Source organism: Streptomyces sp. NPDC091281 (assembly GCF_044757425.1).
In the GTDB taxonomy this organism is placed as follows: Bacteria; Actinomycetota; Actinomycetes; order Streptomycetales; family Streptomycetaceae; genus Streptomyces.
The window spans coordinates 63,208-79,876 of the sequence record NZ_JBIVUY010000002.1 but is presented as its reverse complement, the minus strand read 5'-3'; the positions used below and the strand labels follow the sequence as shown (position 1 = coordinate 79,876).

Genomic DNA, 16,669 nt, shown 5'->3' with positions numbered 1-16,669 from the left:
GGACTCAGAACTTGAGTCCGGCCTCGCGGGCGGCGTCCGCCAGGGCGGCGATGCGCCCGGCGTACTGGTTACCACCACGGTCGAACACGACGACCTCGACACCGGCGGCCTTGGCGCGCTCGGCGACCAGGGCGCCGACCTGCTTGGCCTGCGCGGACTTGTCGCCCTCGCCACCGCGGATCGACGTGTCCAGCGTGGACGCCGAAGCCAGGGTGTGACCCTTGAGGTCGTCGATCACCTGCGCCACGATGTGGCGGTTCGAGCGGGTCACGACCAGACGCGGACGCTCCTCCGTACCGGAGATGCGCTTGCGGATGCGGATGTGACGGCGCTTGATCGCGGCGCGCTTGTAGGCGTCGCCCTTCAGGATCTTCTGTCCGTATGCCATGGCTTACTTACCCGCCTTTCCGACCTTGCGGCGGATGACTTCGCCCTCGTACTTGACGCCCTTGGCCTTGTACGGGTCGGGCTTGCGCAGCTTGCGGATGTTGGCCGCAACCTCACCGACCTTCTGCTTGTCGATGCCCTCGACCTGGAACCGGGTCGGGTTCTCCACCTTGAAGGTGATGCCCTCGGGGGCCTCGACCAGGATCGGGTGGCTGTAACCGAGCGCGAACTCGAGGTTCGAGCCCTTGGCGGTCACGCGGTAACCGACACCGCTGATCTCGAGCTTCTTCACGTAACCCTGGGTCACGCCGGTGATCATGTTCGCCACCAGCGTGCGCGACAGGCCGTGCAGGGCCTTGCTCTGACGCTCGTCGTTGGGGCGGGTCACCTGGAGGGTGCCGTCTTCGCCCTTGGCGATCCCGATCGGCGCCACGATCGTGTGGGTCAGCGAGCCCTTGGGGCCCTTGACCGACACCGTGCTGCCGTCGATGGTGACGTCCACGCCGGCGGGAACCGCGATGGGGAGCTTGCCGATTCGCGACATAGCTGTTTCCTCCGTTCCCTTCTGCTACCAGACGTAGGCGAGGACTTCCCCACCCACGCCCTTCTTGCCGGCCTGCTTGTCGGTGAGGAGCCCGTGCGACGTGGAGATGATCGCCACGCCGAGGCCGCCCAGCACCTTCGGCAGGGAGGTGGACTTCGCGTAGACCCGGAGACCGGGCTTCGAGATCCGCTTGATGCCCGCGATGGAGCGCTCACGGTTCGGACCGAACTTCAGCTCGAGGGTGAGGTTCTTGCCGACCTCGGCGTCCTCGACCTTCCAGCCGGTGATGAAGCCCTCCTGCTGGAGGATCTCCGCGATGTGGGACTTGATCTTCGATGCCGGCATCGTCACGGAGTCGTGGTACGCCGAGTTCGCGTTCCGCAGACGCGTCAGCATGTCTGCGATCGGATCAGTCATGGTCATGAATTGGCCTGTGGCCTCTCTCGCCGGGGTTTCCTGATGCGCCATCCCTCTCCCCGATCCGAGACGGGACGGGTGCGGCGCGGTGGACCTACGGCGTAGTAAGCAAGGTGCAGGGAGTACCTGCGGGTGTACGGGCGGCAGACGCCCAACCCCACAAGCCTACGGCATGGGGAGGTGGGCCTCTGCCGACCCGGATGCTTACCGAGAGCCCGGATGACCCGGAATTACCGGATTACCAGGAGCTCTTGGTGACGCCCGGCAGCTCGCCGCGGTGAGCCATCTCACGAAGGCAGACACGGCAGAGGCCGAACTTGCGGTAAACGGAGTGCGGACGACCGCAGCGCTGGCAGCGGGTGTACGCGCGCACACCGAACTTGGGCTTGCGGGCAGCCTTAGCGATCAGAGCCTTCTTCGCCATCTCGCTCACGCCTCCTTGAACGGGAAGCCGAGGTGACGAAGGAGCGCGCGGCCCTCAGCGTCGTTGGTCGCCGTGGTGACCACGGTGATGTCCATACCCCGGACGCGGTCGATCTTGTCCTGGTCGATCTCGTGGAACATGACCTGCTCCGTGAGACCGAAGGTGTAGTTGCCACGGCCGTCGAACTGCTTGGGGGACAGACCACGGAAGTCGCGGATGCGCGGGAGCGCGAGCGACAGGGTGCGGTCCAGGAACTCCCACATGCGGTCGCCACGGAGCGTGACGTGGGCACCGATCGGCTGACCCTCGCGCAGCTTGAACTGCGCGATGGACTTGCGGGCCTTGGTGACGGCCGGCTTCTGACCGGTGATCGTGGTGAGGTCGCGGATGGCGCCCTCGATCAGCTTGGAGTCGCGGGCGGCGTCGCCCACACCCATGTTGACCACGATCTTGACGAGGCCGGGGATCTGCATGACGTTCTCGTAGGAGAACTCGTCACGCAGCTTGCCCGCGATCTCCTCGCGGTACTTCGTCTTCAGACGCGGAGTGGTGGTGGTAGCCATCAGATGTCCTCACCCGTCCGCTTGGCAACGCGGATCTTGTTGCCTTCGTCGTCGAAGCGGTAACCGACACGCGTGACGACCTTGTTGCCGTCCTTCTCCACGACCAGCTGAACGTTGGACACGTGGATCGGGGCCTCGGTGGTCACGATGCCGCCGGCCTGGGAGCCCTTGGCGGTCGGACCGGCCTTCGTGTGCTTCTTGACCCGGTTGACACCCTCGACCAGGACGCGGTCCTCGCGGGGGAAGGCCGCGATGACCTTGCCCTGCTTGCCCTTGTCCTTGCCGGTGATGACCTGGACCAGGTCGCCCTTCTTGATCTTCATGCTTACAGCACCTCCGGCGCGAGCGAGATGATCTTCATGAACTTCTTCTCGCGCAGCTCCCGGCCGACCGGGCCGAAGATGCGGGTGCCGCGAGGGTCGCCGTCGTTCTTCAGAATGACGGCGGCGTTCTCGTCGAAGCGGATGTACGAGCCGTCCGGACGGCGGCGCTCCTTGACGGTGCGAACGATGACCGCCTTGACGACGTCACCCTTCTTCACGTTGCCACCGGGGATCGCGTCCTTGACGGTGGCGACGATGACGTCACCGATGCCCGCGTAGCGGCGACCGGAGCCACCGAGCACACGGATGCAAAGGATCTCCTTCGCACCAGTGTTGTCGGCGACACGCAGTCGCGACTCCTGCTGGATCACGTCTATCTCCTGTTTGTCTGCCGGTTCCCCGCAGGGGCCTCACACGGCCGGGGCCGTGCGCGGCCCCTGCGGAGCCTGGCGGAACTGTCCTGCGGATGACCCCGCAGGAATTACTTGGCCTTCTCGAGGATCTCGACGACGCGCCACCGCTTGGTGGCGGACAGCGGCCGGGTCTCCATCAGGAGGACGCGGTCGCCGACGCCGGCGGCGTTCTGCTCGTCGTGCGCCTTGAGCTTGTTCGTACGGCGGATGACCTTGCCGTACAGCGCGTGCTTGACGCGGTCCTCGACGGCGACGACGACGGTCTTGTCCATCTTGTCGCTGACGACGAGACCCTCACGGGTCTTGCGGAAACCGCGCGCCTCGGTGTTCTCAGTCACGTTGCTCTCGCTCATCAGGCGCTCTCCACCGTCTCGATGCCCAGCTCGCGCTCACGCATCAGGGTGTAGATCCGCGCGATGTCCTTACGGACGGCCTTCAGCCGGCCGTGGTTCTCGAGCTGACCCGTCGCCGCCTGGAAGCGGAGGTTGAACAGCTCTTCCTTGGCCTCGCGGAGCTTCGCCAGAAGCTCCTCGTTGCCCAGCTCGCGCAGCTCGGACGCCTTGGTACCGGCCGACATCACGCTTCACCTGCCTCGCGCTTGACGATCCGGCACTTCATCGGCAGCTTGTGGGCGGCGCGAGTGAGGGCCTCACGGGCGATCTTCTCGTTGGGGTAGGACAGCTCGAACATGACCCGGCCCGGGTGCACGTTCGCGATCCACCACTCCGGCGAACCCTTACCGGAACCCATGCGGGTCTCGGCGGGCTTCTTCGTGAGCGGGCGGTCCGGGTAGATGTTGATCCAGACCTTGCCGCCACGCTTGATGTGGCGGGTCATCGCGATACGAGCCGCCTCGATCTGGCGGTTGGTCACGTACGCCGGCGTGAGGGCCTGAATGCCGTACTCGCCGAACGCGACCGTCGTACCACCCTTGGCCTGACCGCGGCGCTTGGGGTGGTGCTGCTTGCGGTGCTTGACCCTACGGGGGATCAGCATGTCGGTCAGGCCTCCGTTCCGGTGCTCTCAGCCGGAGCGGCGGCGGCGGCCTCGGCCTGGGGGGCCTCGGCGGCGGGAGCCTGCTGCTGCGGCTTGCGACCGCGCCGCTCGCCACCACGGCCACCACGGGCCGGGCGGTCGTTGCCGCCACCACGGGCCGGGCGGTTGCCCGCACGCGCGGCGGCGTTCTCGGCGCGGACCTCGGCGATGTTCTTGACGTCGCCCTTGTAGATCCAGACCTTCACACCGATGCGGCCGAAGGTCGTCTTGGCCTCGAAGAAGCCGTAGTCCACGTTCGCGCGGAGCGTGTGCAGGGGCACACGGCCCTCGCGGTAGAACTCCGAGCGGGACATCTCGGCGCCGCCGAGGCGACCGCCGCACTGGATCTTGATGCCCTTGGCGCCGGCCTTCATCGCCGACTGCATGCTCTTACGCATGGCGCGGCGGAAGGAGACGCGGGAGGAGAGCTGCTCGGCGACGGCCTGGGCCACGAGCTGAGCGTCCGTCTCGGGGTTCTTGACCTCGAGGATGTTCAGCTGGACCTGCTTGCCGGTCAGCTTCTCCAGGTCGCCGCGGATGCGGTCGGCCTCGGCGCCGCGGCGGCCGATGACGATGCCCGGGCGCGCCGTGTGGATGTCCACGCGGACACGGTCACGGGTGCGCTCGATCTCGACCTTGGAGATGCCGGCGCGCTCCATGCCGGACGTCATCATCCGACGGATGGCGACGTCTTCCTTGACGTAGTCCTTGTACAGCTTGTCGGCGTACCACCGGGACTTGAAGTCCGTGGTGATGCCGAGCCGGAACCCGTGCGGGTTTACCTTCTGGCCCATTACCGGGTTCCTTCCTTGCTGCTGACGACCACGGTGATGTGGCTGGTCCGCTTGCGGATCCGGTAGGCACGGCCCTGGGCGCGCGGCCGGAACCGCTTCAGGGTCGGACCCTCGTCGACGTAGGCCTCGGAGATGAAGAGGCTGTCGACATCGGTGTGGTCGTAGTTGTGCGCGGCGTTGGCGATGGCGCTGTCCAGCACCTTGCCGACCGGCACGCTCGCGGCCTGCGGGGCGAAACGCAGGACCGCCTGAGCCTCCGCGGCGTCGAGGCCGCGGATGAGGTCCACCACACGGCGGGCCTTCATGGGCGTGACGCGGATGTACCGCGCCTGGGCCCTGGCTTCCATGGTTGTCCTTCCAGTGTCTGTCATGGTCATTCCACCCCGCGCTTAGCGGCGCTTCGACTTCCGGTCGTCCTTGACGTGACCCCGGAAGGTGCGCGTCGGCGAGAACTCGCCGAGCTTGTGGCCGACCATCGACTCGGTGACGAACACCGGAATGTGGGTCTTGCCGTTGTGCACCGCGATCGTGTGGCCCAGCATGCTGGGGATGATCATCGAGCGACGGGACCAGGTCTTGATGACGTTCTTGGTGCCGGCTTCGTTCTGGGCGTCCACCTTCTTGATCAGGTGGTCGTCGACGAAGGGCCCCTTCTTGAGACTGCGCGGCATCTAAACCCGCTCCTAGCGCTTCTTGTTCGTCTTGCGGCGGCGGACGATGTACTTGTTCGAAGCCTTCTTCGGCGAACGAGTACGACCCTCCTTCTGACCCCAGGGGCTGACCGGGTGGCGACCACCGGAGGTCTTGCCCTCACCACCACCGTGGGGGTGGTCGACCGGGTTCATCGCCACACCGCGGACGGTCGGGCGAACGCCCAGCCAGCGCTTACGGCCGGCCTTGCCCCAGTTGATGTTGCTCTGCTCGGCGTTGCCGACCTCGCCGACCGTGGCGCGGCAGCGCTGGTCGACCAGGCGGATCTCACCGGACGGCATGCGGAGGTGGGCCATCGAGCCCTCCTTCGCGAGCAGCTGCACGGAGGTGCCGGCGGAGCGGGCGAACTTGGCGCCGCCACCGGGACGGAGCTCGATCGCGTGGATCGTGGTACCGACCGGGATGTTGCGGAGCGCCAGGTTGTTGCCGGGCTTGATGTCGGCCCCGGGACCGTTCTCGACGCGGTCGCCCTGCTGGAGGTTGCGCGGGGCGAGGATGTAGCGCTTCTCGCCGTCCGCGTAGTGCAGCAGCGCGATGCGCGCGGTGCGGTTGGGGTCGTACTCGATGTGCGCGACCTTCGCCGGCACGCCGTCCTTGTCGTGACGACGGAAGTCGATCACGCGGAAGGCGCGCTTGTGTCCGCCACCCTGGTGGCGAACGGTCACACGACCGGAATTGTTACGGCCGCCCTTGCTGTGCAGCGGGCGGACCAGCGACTTCTCCGGCGTGGACCGCGTGACCTCGACGAAGTCGGCGACGCTGGAGCCACGACGGCCCGGCGTAGTCGGCTTGTACTTGCGGATACCCATTGTCTCTCAGTCCTCGGAAGTTTCCGATTATCTGGACGTTCCGGACCGCCCCTAGGCGGTCGGACCGCCGAAGATGTCGATACGGTCGCCCTCGGCGAGGGTCACGATCGCGCGCTTGGTCGCCGCGCGCTGACCGAAGCCGGTGCGGGTGCGCTTGCGCTTGCCCTGTCGGTTCAGGGTGTTGACGCCGGTGACCTTGACCGAGAAGACCGCCTGGACGGCCTGCTTGATCTGGGTCTTGTTGGCGGTCGGGGCGACGAGGAACGTGTACTTGTTCTCGTCGATGAGCGCGTAGCTCTTCTCCGACACGACCGGCTTCAGCAGCACGTCACGGGGGTCCGTGTACGCCTTGCTCGGAGCGGTGACGACGGTGTTCTTGCCCTCGGCGGCGTGGCGGCGCGCCTTGGCGACGCGCGCGGCCTTCGCAGCCTTCGCAGCCTTGGAGGCGATGCTCGGGTGACGGATGGCCATCAGGCTTCGGTCCCTTCGGTGTCGGTGGCCTTCGGGCCGGCGACGAAGGACTCGAGAGCGGCCTGGGTGAAGACCACGTCGTCCGAGACGATCACGTCGTACGTGTTCAGCTGGCCCGGCTCCAGGATGTGCACCTGGGGCAGGTTGCGGGCGGAGAGCCACGCGGCCTCGTCGGCGCGGTCGACGACCAGGAGCAGGTTCTTGCGCTCCGAGATCTTGCCGAACAGCGTGCGAGCGGCCTTCGTGGACGGGTTCTCGCCCTCGATCACGCCGGTGACGACGTGGATGCGGTTGTGGCGGGCCCGGTCGGTGAGGGCGTGACGCAGGGCGGCAGCCTTCATCTTCTTCGGGGTCCGCTGCGAGTAGTCGCGCGGCACGGGACCGTGCACGACGCCACCACCGGCGAACTGCGGCGCGCGGGTCGAACCCTGACGGGCGCGGCCGGTGCCCTTCTGGCGGTACGGCTTCTTGCCGCCACCACGGACTTCACCGCGGGTCTTGGTCTTGTGCGTGCCCTGGCGGGCCGCGGCGTTCTGCGCGACGACGACCTGGTGGATCAGCGGGATGCTGACCTTCTCCACGCCGAAGATCTCCGCGGGGAGTTCGACGCTACCGGTCTTCTCGCCGGCAGGCGAAAGGATGTCAACAGTGCTCATCGGTTACCTCAGGCCCCCTTGGCCGCGGTGCGGACCAGGACGAGGCCGCCGTTCGGACCGGGAACCGCGCCCTTGATGAGCAGCAGACCCTTCTCCGCGTCAACGGCGTGGACGGTCAGGTTCTGGGTGGTGACCCGCTCGTTGCCCATGCGACCCGCCATGCGGAGGCCCTTGAACACGCGGCCCGGGGTGGCGCAGCCACCGATGGAACCGGGCGAGCGGTGCTTGCGCTGGGTGCCGTGTCCGGCGCCGAGGCCCTTGAAGTTGTGACGCTTCATGACACCGGCGAAGCCCTTGCCCTTGCTCTTGCCGGTCACGTCGACCTTGACGCCGGCCTCGAACACCTCAGCGGTGATCTCCTGGCCGAGCGCGTACTCGGAGGCGTCCGCGGTGCGGATCTCGACGAGGTGGCGACGGGGGGTGACGTCGGCCTTGGCGAAGTGGCCCTTGAGGGGCTTGTTCACCTTGCGCGGGTCGATCTCGCCGAAGGCGATCTGGACGGACTCGTAGCCGTCGCTGTCGTTCGTGCGGACCTGGGTGACGACGTTGGGGCCGGCCTTGACGACGGTGACGGGAACAACGCGGTTGTTCTCGTCCCACACCTGCGTCATGCCGAGCTTCTCGCCCAGGATGCCCTTGATCTGCTTGGTCATCTTCAGATCACCGGCCTCAGAGCTTGATCTCGATGTCGACACCGGCCGGGAGGTCGAGTCGCATCAGAGAGTCAACGGTCTTGGGGGTCGGGTCGAGGATGTCGATCAGGCGCTTGTGCGTGCGCATCTCGAAGTGCTCGCGCGAGTCCTTGTACTTGTGCGGCGACTTGATGACGCAGTACACGTTCTTCTCAGTGGGCAGCGGCACCGGGCCCGCGACCGACGCACCAGTGCGGGTCACCGTCTCGACGATCTTCTTCGCCGAGGAGTCGATGACCTCGTGGTCGTAGGCCTTGAGCCGGATGCGGATCTTCTGTCCCGCCATGGCTACTCAGTAGTCCTGTCTCTTCTTACGCTCTGGAACCTGATGTTCCCTGTCCCGTTCCTCCGACCCACGCGGTCGGGCGTGTCGCGCTCCCGCCAACACGGATGTCCCTTGTTCGAACATCCCTGCGGGGAATGCACACGGCCCTACCGGAACCGCAGACCGGGGGCGGAAGGCCCACCAGGTGCCTGGCCGGTGTTGCACTCTCGCTTCCCGGAAGATTCCCGTACGTCCGCCCCAGCGCTGCCGTGAAGGCAGTTAGGGCGACGAGTACTGTGGGACTCGCTTCCGGTCCCCCCGGCGGGAGGCGCGCAGCATCAACACTCGACCGAGCAACTTGACCAGTCTGCCATATGGGGCACGCCCTCCGCCAATCGAGCCGAGGACAGTACCCCGAACGTGACGCACGTCAAACCGAAAGGGTCCGTACGGCGCACAGCCGTACGGACCCTTTCAGCGACTCGCAGCCGGAGCTACGGCGTCAGATCACTTGTTGATCTTGGTGACCTGGCCGGCGCCCACGGTACGACCACCCTCGCGGATGGCGAACTTCAGGCCCTCTTCCATGGCGATGGGCTGGATGAGCTGGACGCTCATCTCGGTGTTGTCGCCCGGCATGACCATCTCGGTGCCCTCGGGGAGGGTCACGACACCGGTCACGTCCGTGGTGCGGAAGTAGAACTGGGGACGGTAGTTGTTGAAGAACGGCGTGTGACGGCCACCCTCGTCCTTGGACAGGATGTACGCCTGCGCCTCGAACTCGGTGTGCGGGGTGACCGAGCCCGGCTTGATGATGACCTGGCCGCGCTCGACGTCCTCGCGCTTGATGCCGCGGAGCAGCAGACCGACGTTCTCACCGGCCTGGCCCTCGTCGAGCAGCTTGCGGAACATCTCGATGCCGGTGACCGTGGTGGTGGTCTTCTCCTGCTTGATGCCCACGATGTCGACGGTCTCGTTGACCTTGAGGACACCACGCTCGATACGACCGGTGACGACGGTGCCACGACCGGTGATCGTGAAGACGTCCTCGATCGGCATGAGGAACGGCTTGTCGACGTCACGCTCGGGCTGCGGGATGTTCTCGTCCACGGCCTGCATGAGGTTGAGGACCGACTCGCCCCACTCGGCGTCGCCCTCGAGGGCCTTGAGCGCCGAGACCTTGACGACCGGCAGGTCGTCGCCCGGGAACTCGTACTCGGAGAGGAGCTCACGGACCTCGAGCTCGACGAGCTCCAGGATCTCCTCGTCGTCCACCATGTCGGCCTTGTTCAGGGCGACGACGATGTACGGGACGCCGACCTGGCGGGCCAGGAGCACGTGCTCCTTGGTCTGCGGCATCGGGCCGTCGGTGGCGGCGACCACGAGGATCGCGCCGTCCATCTGCGCGGCACCGGTGATCATGTTCTTGATGTAGTCCGCGTGACCCGGGCAGTCGACGTGCGCGTAGTGACGCGTCTCCGTCTGGTACTCGACGTGCGCGATGGAGATGGTGATACCGCGCTGGCGCTCTTCGGGAGCCTTGTCGATCTGGTCGAAGGCCGAGGCCTCGTTCAGGTCCGGGTACTTGTCGTGCAGCACCTTGGTAATGGCGGCCGTGAGGGTCGTCTTACCGTGGTCGATGTGACCGATGGTGCCGATGTTGACGTGCGGCTTAGTCCGCTCGAACTTCGCCTTCGCCACTGGGGTCCTCCTGTGGAGTGGTTCTGTACGCCTTACTCATCGGCGCCAGGTGATCTTTGCTGGATAGCCCGGGTCCGCGGGGCAAACATCCGGGATGCGGCTGTTTGCCCCGTGAGGCTCCGGAGTCAAGCCTAAAGCGTGTGAACGGGGTGCGTTACTCGCCCTTGGCCTTCGCGATGATCTCCTCGGCGACGTTCCGGGGAACCTCGGCGTAGGAGTCGAACTGCATCGAGTAGCTTGCGCGACCCGACGTCTTGCTGCGGAGGTCGCCGACGTAGCCGAACATCTCCGACAGGGGCACCAGGCCCTTGACGACGCGGGCACCGGCCCGCTCCTCCATGGCCTGGATCTGGCCACGGCGGGAGTTGATGTCGCCGATGACCTCGCCCATGTAGTCCTCGGGCGTGGTGACCTCGACGGCCATCATCGGCTCCAGGAGCACGGGGCTGGCCTTGCGCGCGGCCTCCTTGAAGGCCTGCGAACCGGCGATCTTGAACGCGAGTTCGGAGGAGTCGACCTCGTGGTAGCCACCGTCGAGCAGGGTGACGCGCACGCCGGTCATCTCGTACCCGGCGAGGATGCCGAACTGCATGGCCTCCTGCGCACCGGCGTCCACCGAAGGGATGTACTCCTTCGGGATACGGCCACCGGTGACCTTGTTCACGAACTCGTACGAGGCGTCGCCGCCCTCGATCGGCTCGATCGCGATCTGCACCTTGGCGAACTGGCCGGTGCCGCCGGTCTGCTTCTTGTGCGTGTAGTCGACCCGGTCGACCGCCTTGCGGATGGTCTCGCGGTAGGCGACCTGCGGCTTGCCGACGTTGGCCTCGACCTTGAACTCACGGCGCATACGGTCGACCAGCACCTCGAGGTGCAGTTCGCCCATGCCGCCGATGATGGTCTGGCCGGTCTCCTCGTCCGAGTGGACCTGGAAGGACGGGTCCTCCTCGGCCAGGCGCTGGATGGCGATACCCAGCTTCTCCTGGTCGCCCTTGGACTTGGGCTCGATGGCGACCTGGATGACCGGCGCCGGGAAGTCCATGGACTCCAGGATCACCGGCTGCTTGTCGTCGCACAGCGTCTCACCGGTCGTGGTCTGCTTCAGACCCATGACCGCGACGATGTCACCGGCGCCGACCGCGGCGATCTCCTCACGCTTGTTCGCGTGCATGCGGTAGATCTTGCCGATGCGCTCCTTCTTGCCCTTGACGGAGTTCAGCACCGCGGTGCCGGACTCCAGGCGGCCCGAGTAGACCCGGACGAAGGTGAGCTTGCCGAGGTGCGGGTCGCTCATGATCTTGAACGCCAGCGCCGACAGCGGCTCGTCGTCGGACGGCTTGCGCTTGACGATCTCCTCCGCGTTGCTGACGGCGTGGCCCTCGATGGCCTCGACGTCCAGCGGGGAGGGGAGGTAGCGCACGACCGCGTCGAGCAGGGGCTGAACACCCTTGTTCTTGAACGCGGTTCCGCAGAACACCGGGGTGACCGTGGTGTCGGGGGACTTGCCGGAGGCGATGGTGATACGACGGATCGCGGCGTACAGCTGCTCCACCGAGGGCTCCTCGCCCTCCAGGTACAGCTCCATGATCTCTTCGTCGTTCTCGGCCACGGCCTCGACGAGCTTGCCGCGGTACTCCTCGGCAGCCTCGGTGTGCGTGTCCGGGATGTCGACGATGTCGTACATCTCACCCTTGGTCGCCTCGGCGGACCAGACGAACGCCTTCATGGTGACGAGGTCGACGACACCCTTGAAGTCGGCCTCGGCGCCGATCGGCAGCTGCATGACGAGCGGCTGCGCGCCCAGGCGGTCGCTGATCATGTCGACGCAGCGGTGGAACTCGGCGCCCGTGCGGTCGAGCTTGTTGACGAAGCAGATGCGGGGGACGCCGTAGCGGTCCGCCTGACGCCACACCGTCTCGGACTGGGGCTCGACACCGGCGACGCCGTCGAACACCGTCACGGCACCGTCGAGCACCCGGAGGGAACGCTCCACCTCGACGGTGAAGTCGACGTGGCCCGGGGTGTCGATGATGTTGATGGTGTGGTCGACGTCGGCCAGCGGCCAGTGACAGGTGGTGGCGGCAGAGGTGATCGTGATGCCACGCTCCTGCTCCTGCTCCATCCAGTCCATGGTGGCAGCGCCGTCGTGGACCTCACCGATCTTGTAGGACACACCGGTGTAGAACAGGATCCGCTCGGTGGTGGTCGTCTTGCCCGCGTCGATGTGGGCCATGATCCCGATGTTGCGGACCTTGGCCAGGTCAAGTGAAGTGGTAGCCATAAGGCTTCAGTCTTCTCTCGGTCTCGATGTGGGTAGCGACTACCAGCGGTAGTGCGCGAAGGCCTTGTTGGACTCGGCCATCTTGTGCGTGTCCTCGCGCTTCTTCACGGCCGCACCGAGGCCGTTCGAGGCGTCGAGAAGCTCGTTGAGCAGGCGCTCGGTCATGGTCTTCTCGCGACGGGCGCGGGAGTAGCCGACGAGCCAGCGCAGAGCGAGGGTGCTCGCGCGGCCGGGCTTGACCTCGATCGGGACCTGGTAGGTCGCGCCACCGACACGGCGGGACTTGACCTCGATGGTCGGCTTGATGTTCTCGAGAGCGCGCTTCAGCGTGATGACCGGGTCGTTGCCGGTCTTCTCGCGCAGGCCCTCCATGGCGCCGTAGACGATGCGCTCGGCGGTGGAGCGCTTGCCGTTCAGCAGCACCTTGTTGATGAGCGACGTGACAAGAGGAGAACCGTAGACCGGGTCGATGATGACCGGGCGCTTCGGGGCAGGGCCCTTACGAGGCATGTCTTACTTCTCCTTCTTGGCGCCGTAGCGGCTGCGGGCCTGCTTGCGGTTCTTGACACCCTGGGTGTCGAGGGAGCCGCGGATGATCTTGTAGCGAACACCCGGCAGGTCCTTCACACGGCCACCACGCACGAGCACGATGGAGTGCTCCTGCAGGTTGTGTCCCTCACCCGGAATGTAAGCGGTGACCTCGATCCCGCTGGTCAGACGCACACGCGCGACCTTACGCAGGGCCGAGTTCGGCTTCTTCGGGGTGGTCGTGAACACGCGCGTGCAGACGCCGCGGCGCTGGGGGGAACCCTCGAGCGCGGGCGTCTTGTTCTTCTCGACCTTGTCCTGCCGGCCCTTCCGGACCAGCTGCTGGATCGTAGGCACTACTTCTCCGGTTTCTGTGTGCCGATGTGTACAGCTAACCTGGAACTTCTCCGACCCACGCGGTCGGGTGTGTCGAATCCAGTGGTTCTCCGCCGTGAGGCGGGAAGGGCACGGATCACGGTGGCCGCGCTAGGACCCCGGTTGCGGTGTGAAGGCACGCACGAGGGCCAGGGCACACCCCAGGCACAAGGTCTGAGCGTACCCAGCGCAATGACTCCGGTCAAAACAGAAGCAGTACCGCCGACACACCGCGGTTACGTCCGACCCCCCGGAGACCCTTGTGATAGCGGGGCCGTGGGGTCCGCCGGCCCCCGCGCCGGGTCGAGCGCCGTGTCATGTCCCACGAAATACGTCGGCCGGTTCTGGACGGCCGTGTAGATGCGCCCCACGTACTCGCCGAGCAGCCCGACACAGACCAGCTGCACCGCGCCGATGAACAGCACACCGGTGAAGAGCGAGGTCCAGCCGGGGACGGTGTGGTCGAAGGCGTGCGCGCTCAGCGTGTAGACCATCAGCGCCAGACACACCAGGAAGGCGAAGGCGCCGAGCCAGGTGGCGATGCGCAGCGGCGCCGCCGAGAACCCGGTGACGCTGTCCACCGCGAGCCGGACCATGCGGCCCAGCGGGTACTTGCTGCGGCCCGCCGGGCGGGGGGCGCGCTCGTAGGTGACCCGGCCGCTCGGGAAGCCGAGCCAGGGCACCAGCAGGCGGTAGACCCGCTGCTGGTCCGGGAGCGCCGCGAGGGCGTCCACGGCGGCCCGGCTGAGCAGCCGGAAGTCCCCGGCGTGCGCGGGCACCGCGGGACCCGCGAGCCGCCGCACCAGGCGGTAGTAGAGCCCGGCCGTCCAGCGCTTGAACCCGGTGTCGCTGGCCCGGTCGGCGCGGATGCCGTAGACGATGTCGAGGCCGTCCCGCCGGGCCAGTTCCAGCATGTCGGCGATCTTCTCGGGCGGGTCCTGGAGGTCGGCGTCGATGCTGACGACGTAGGCGCCGCGCGCCCGTTCGAGCCCCGCGGTGAGCGCGGCCTGGTGCCCGGAGTTGCGGCGCAGCGCGATGATCCGCAGCTCGGGCCAGCCCAGCCGGAACGCGGTGAGGAGTTCGCCGGTACGGTCGGTGCTGCCGTCGTCGACGGCGACCACCTCGTAGCCCACGCCGAGGGCGGCGAGGGCCGGGTGGAGCCGGGTGACGAGGGCGGGCAGGACCTCCTCCTCGTTGAACATGGGGACGACGACCGAGAGAACGATCGTCTCCCCCGCGGTGTCAGGTGCTTCGGACACCCGTCCTCCCCCCAGCCATGACGTACATGTGCGACTCTGTTGCGATCTTATGACCACACTTCACGATCATCCGGACAGCGGTGGCCCCTGCCGGACCGGTCGGGCCGAAGGGGGACCCCAGCCATGAGCACGGCCGGCGACGCGGTGACGGACTCCGCCCTGCCCGACGAGGACGGGGCCGGGCGGCAGCGCCCGCTGCGCCTCGGCCGCCTCACCCTGCCGGACGGGCTACGACCGTACCTCGCTCCGCTGCTCCTCTACGGTGTGACGAAGCTCGTAGGGCTGACCGTGTTCGCGGTCCTGCTGGAGGCGGCGGGCGAGTACCGCAAGAAGGAGCCCCGGTACGGCGGCGGCGCCCACTGGTGGGACGTCCTGTCCACCTGGGACGGCTGGTGGTACCTCCAGGTCGCGGAGAAGGGCTACGACCCCCGGCCGCTGGAGAAGCTCGACCCCGGCGGCCTGTTCACCGTCAAGCAGAACTCGGTCGCCTTCTTCCCGCTCTACCCCGGCCTGATCCGGGGCGTCTCGGAGATCACCGGCCTCGGCCTGTTCGGCGCCGGCCTGCTGGTGTCGGTGCTCGCCTCCTTCGTCGCCGCCGCCGGGATCTACGCGGTGGTCTCCACCCTCGCCGGGGTACGGGCGGGCACCGTCGCGGCGGGGCTGTGGGCGGTCGTGCCGGGCGCGGGCGTCGAGTGGGCGGTGTACTCGGAGTCGCTCTTCGTCGCGATCGCCGCCTGGTGCTGCTACGCCGTGATGCGGGGCAACTGGATGGCGGCCGGGCTGCTCGCCTTCGTCGCCGGGCTCAACCGGCCCACGTCGGCCGCCCTGATCGGCGCGGTCGGGCTCGCCGCGCTGGTGACACTGGCCCGGCCGGAGTCCCGGCGCGCGCACGGGGTGTCGGGGCCGGTCTACGCGATGGTCGCCGCGCCCCTGGGGCTGCTCACCTACGTGGCCTGGGTGGGGCTGAGCATGGGCGACCTGACCGCCTACTTCACGCTCCAACGGGACGGCTGGGCGCACTACTTCGACTTCGGCGCCTACACCCTGGACGTGCTGGGCAACGTCGCGATCGGGCGCAGCGACTATCTGTTCGCCTTCAACGTGCCGGATCTGATCGCCGTCCAGGTGGTGCTGGCGCTGCCGTTCCTGGTCGCGCTGATGCTGCGCAGGCGACCGCCGCTGGTGCTGGTCGCCTACACGCTGGCCAGCATCGTGACGGTGCTGGGGACCCAGCAGATGTTCGGCAACACCCCGCGCTATCTGCTGCCCTGCTTCCCGCTGCTGCTCGCCCCGGCGGCGGCGATGGGACGGCTGCGGTGGCCGAGCCTGGCGGTGTTCTTCACCACGGCGGCACTGGCCTCGGGCTGGTACGCGCACTACGTGATGTTCGAACTCGGCATCCCGTAGAACCGCAGGCCGCGGCCACTCCCCCGGCCGGTGCCTCCCCGCCGCCGCTCCCCCGGCCGGTGCCTCCCCGCCGCCGCTCCCCCGGCCGCGGCGGTCCGCCGTCGGGCTCAGGCGCCCGAGGCGACCGCCAGGAACATGATCGACAGGAAGAAGGCCCAGCCCGCGACCGAGATCCAGCCGAGGACGATCCCGGCCATCGCGAGGCCGTCACCGCTCTCGCCGGTGCGGCGGATCTCATTGCGGGCCGTGTGCCCGAGGATCACCGCCGGGATGCCGGTGATGCCGAAGGTCATGGTGGTGAGGACCCCGCAGATCATGGCGCCCACCGCCTTGCCGTTGGTGGGCGGCGGCGGGGCCGGGAGGAAGGTGCGGGGCACGGGCGCGCCGTACCCCGTCAGCTGCGGGAGGTTCTGCTGCTGGACGGCGGACGGGCCCTGCGGCAGGTCCGCGACGAGCAGGGACAGTTCGGCCACGGTCCGCGCCTCGTAGGCCCGCTGGACGCGGCGCTCGAACTCGTTCTGCTGGAGGCGTCCCTCGGCGAAACCCGCTCTGAGCACGTCGACCGCGCGCTCGCGGTCCGCGTGGGCGGCCAGCATCGACGGACTGCTCTGCCC

The 16,669-nt window shown here is 67.5% G+C and carries 25 protein-coding genes; 1 reads left to right on the top strand and 24 read right to left on the bottom strand.

Annotation, left to right across the window (positions count from 1 at the left end; all coding sequences use genetic code 11):
* Positions 1 to 4: 4 nt before the first annotated feature.
* The 23 genes from rplR to ACIQPQ_RS04750 all read right to left on the bottom strand — a co-directional run bounded on the left by rplR (position 5) and on the right by ACIQPQ_RS04750 (position 14,648).
* Positions 5 to 388 carry a 50S ribosomal protein L18 gene (rplR, locus tag ACIQPQ_RS04860; protein WP_383773813.1) on the bottom strand — a complete coding sequence of 128 codons (384 nt, stop codon included), beginning with the start codon at positions 386 to 388 and terminating at the stop codon, positions 5 to 7.
* Between the two features lie 3 nt (positions 389 to 391).
* Positions 392 to 931, bottom strand: a complete 540-nt coding sequence (rplF, locus tag ACIQPQ_RS04855) for a 50S ribosomal protein L6 (RefSeq protein ID WP_383773811.1) — start codon at positions 929 to 931, stop codon at positions 392 to 394.
* Positions 932 to 955: 24 nt separating this feature from the next.
* The gene (gene rpsH / locus ACIQPQ_RS04850) at positions 956 to 1,354 is read right to left on the bottom strand and encodes a 30S ribosomal protein S8 (protein ID WP_030788259.1); all 399 of its coding nucleotides are present in this window, start codon (positions 1,352 to 1,354) and stop codon (positions 956 to 958) included.
* Positions 1,355 to 1,586: 232 nt separating this feature from the next.
* Positions 1,587 to 1,772 carry a type Z 30S ribosomal protein S14 gene (locus ACIQPQ_RS04845; protein WP_003956452.1) on the bottom strand — a complete coding sequence of 62 codons (186 nt, stop codon included), beginning with the start codon at positions 1,770 to 1,772 and terminating at the stop codon, positions 1,587 to 1,589.
* Between the two features lie 5 nt (positions 1,773 to 1,777).
* Positions 1,778 to 2,335, bottom strand: a complete 558-nt coding sequence (gene rplE / locus ACIQPQ_RS04840; RefSeq protein ID WP_401299787.1) for a 50S ribosomal protein L5 — start codon at positions 2,333 to 2,335, stop codon at positions 1,778 to 1,780.
* Positions 2,335 to 2,658 (bottom strand): 50S ribosomal protein L24, encoded by a 324-nt coding sequence (rplX, locus tag ACIQPQ_RS04835; RefSeq protein WP_030039760.1) that lies wholly within the window; start codon positions 2,656 to 2,658, stop codon positions 2,335 to 2,337. The genes rplE and rplX overlap by 1 nt, the downstream gene beginning before the upstream one ends.
* 2 nt (positions 2,659 to 2,660) lie before the next feature.
* Entirely contained in the window at positions 2,661 to 3,029 is a 369-nt protein-coding gene (gene rplN, locus ACIQPQ_RS04830; RefSeq protein ID WP_003998823.1) for a 50S ribosomal protein L14, read from the bottom strand.
* A gap of 110 nt (positions 3,030 to 3,139) precedes the next feature.
* Positions 3,140 to 3,424 carry a 30S ribosomal protein S17 gene (gene rpsQ, locus ACIQPQ_RS04825; protein ID WP_014674375.1) on the bottom strand — a complete coding sequence of 95 codons (285 nt, stop codon included), beginning with the start codon at positions 3,422 to 3,424 and terminating at the stop codon, positions 3,140 to 3,142.
* Positions 3,424 to 3,648, bottom strand: coding sequence for a 50S ribosomal protein L29 (gene rpmC, locus ACIQPQ_RS04820; protein ID WP_003974259.1), 225 nt, complete (start codon positions 3,646 to 3,648; stop codon positions 3,424 to 3,426). The genes rpsQ and rpmC overlap by 1 nt, the downstream gene beginning before the upstream one ends.
* Positions 3,648 to 4,067, bottom strand: coding sequence for a 50S ribosomal protein L16 (gene rplP, locus ACIQPQ_RS04815; protein WP_004927269.1), 420 nt, complete (start codon positions 4,065 to 4,067; stop codon positions 3,648 to 3,650). Before rplP ends, rpmC begins: the two co-directional genes overlap by 1 nt.
* Before the next feature lie 5 nt (positions 4,068 to 4,072).
* Positions 4,073 to 4,900, bottom strand: a complete 828-nt coding sequence (rpsC, locus tag ACIQPQ_RS04810; RefSeq protein WP_383773807.1) for a 30S ribosomal protein S3 — start codon at positions 4,898 to 4,900, stop codon at positions 4,073 to 4,075.
* Entirely contained in the window at positions 4,900 to 5,247 is a 348-nt protein-coding gene (rplV, locus tag ACIQPQ_RS04805) for a 50S ribosomal protein L22 (protein WP_133927829.1), read from the bottom strand. The genes rpsC and rplV overlap by 1 nt, the downstream gene beginning before the upstream one ends.
* A 42-nt stretch (positions 5,248 to 5,289) precedes the next feature.
* Entirely contained in the window at positions 5,290 to 5,571 is a 282-nt protein-coding gene (rpsS, locus tag ACIQPQ_RS04800; protein ID WP_132857210.1) for a 30S ribosomal protein S19, read from the bottom strand.
* A 12-nt stretch (positions 5,572 to 5,583) separates the two neighbouring features.
* Positions 5,584 to 6,420: a 50S ribosomal protein L2 gene (gene rplB / locus ACIQPQ_RS04795; RefSeq protein ID WP_383773804.1), complete on the bottom strand. Its 837-nt coding sequence runs from the start codon at positions 6,418 to 6,420 to the stop codon at positions 5,584 to 5,586.
* A 51-nt stretch (positions 6,421 to 6,471) separates the two neighbouring features.
* Entirely contained in the window at positions 6,472 to 6,891 is a 420-nt protein-coding gene (gene rplW, locus ACIQPQ_RS04790) for a 50S ribosomal protein L23 (RefSeq protein ID WP_383773802.1), read from the bottom strand.
* Complete coding sequence (rplD, locus tag ACIQPQ_RS04785) at positions 6,891 to 7,547, bottom strand: 50S ribosomal protein L4 (protein WP_383773800.1); 657 nt, start codon at positions 7,545 to 7,547, stop codon at positions 6,891 to 6,893. Before rplD ends, rplW begins: the two co-directional genes overlap by 1 nt.
* An 8-nt stretch (positions 7,548 to 7,555) precedes the next feature.
* The gene (gene rplC / locus ACIQPQ_RS04780) at positions 7,556 to 8,200 is read right to left on the bottom strand and encodes a 50S ribosomal protein L3 (RefSeq protein ID WP_383773798.1); all 645 of its coding nucleotides are present in this window, start codon (positions 8,198 to 8,200) and stop codon (positions 7,556 to 7,558) included.
* Between the two features lie 16 nt (positions 8,201 to 8,216).
* On the bottom strand, positions 8,217 to 8,525 hold the full coding sequence (gene rpsJ / locus ACIQPQ_RS04775) for a 30S ribosomal protein S10 (RefSeq protein ID WP_003948644.1): 309 nt from the start codon (positions 8,523 to 8,525) through the stop codon (positions 8,217 to 8,219).
* 486 nt (positions 8,526 to 9,011) lie between these two features.
* A complete protein-coding gene (gene tuf / locus ACIQPQ_RS04770; protein WP_383773796.1) occupies positions 9,012 to 10,205 on the bottom strand; it encodes an elongation factor Tu in 1,194 nt (397 codons plus the stop codon).
* A 154-nt stretch (positions 10,206 to 10,359) separates the two neighbouring features.
* Complete coding sequence (fusA, locus tag ACIQPQ_RS04765; protein ID WP_383773794.1) at positions 10,360 to 12,486, bottom strand: elongation factor G; 2,127 nt, start codon at positions 12,484 to 12,486, stop codon at positions 10,360 to 10,362.
* A gap of 39 nt (positions 12,487 to 12,525) precedes the next feature.
* Positions 12,526 to 12,996: a 30S ribosomal protein S7 gene (gene rpsG, locus ACIQPQ_RS04760; protein WP_020132641.1), complete on the bottom strand. Its 471-nt coding sequence runs from the start codon at positions 12,994 to 12,996 to the stop codon at positions 12,526 to 12,528.
* A 3-nt stretch (positions 12,997 to 12,999) separates the two neighbouring features.
* Positions 13,000 to 13,371: a 30S ribosomal protein S12 gene (rpsL, locus tag ACIQPQ_RS04755; RefSeq protein ID WP_003948652.1), complete on the bottom strand. Its 372-nt coding sequence runs from the start codon at positions 13,369 to 13,371 to the stop codon at positions 13,000 to 13,002.
* A 254-nt stretch (positions 13,372 to 13,625) separates the two neighbouring features.
* The gene (locus ACIQPQ_RS04750) at positions 13,626 to 14,648 is read right to left on the bottom strand and encodes a glycosyltransferase family 2 protein (RefSeq protein ID WP_401299777.1); all 1,023 of its coding nucleotides are present in this window, start codon (positions 14,646 to 14,648) and stop codon (positions 13,626 to 13,628) included.
* 123 nt (positions 14,649 to 14,771) lie between these two features.
* Here ACIQPQ_RS04750 and ACIQPQ_RS04745 point away from each other — a divergent pair, with 123 nt between their 5' ends.
* Positions 14,772 to 16,055 carry a hypothetical protein gene (locus ACIQPQ_RS04745; protein ID WP_401299775.1) on the top strand — a complete coding sequence of 428 codons (1,284 nt, stop codon included), beginning with the start codon at positions 14,772 to 14,774 and terminating at the stop codon, positions 16,053 to 16,055.
* Positions 16,056 to 16,162: 107 nt separating this feature from the next.
* Here ACIQPQ_RS04745 and ACIQPQ_RS04740 read toward each other — a convergent pair whose 3' ends face one another.
* Positions 16,163 to 16,651, bottom strand: a complete 489-nt coding sequence (locus ACIQPQ_RS04740) for a DUF1707 and DUF4190 domain-containing protein (RefSeq protein ID WP_401301460.1) — start codon at positions 16,649 to 16,651, stop codon at positions 16,163 to 16,165.
* Between the last annotated feature and the right edge of the window lie 18 nt (positions 16,652 to 16,669).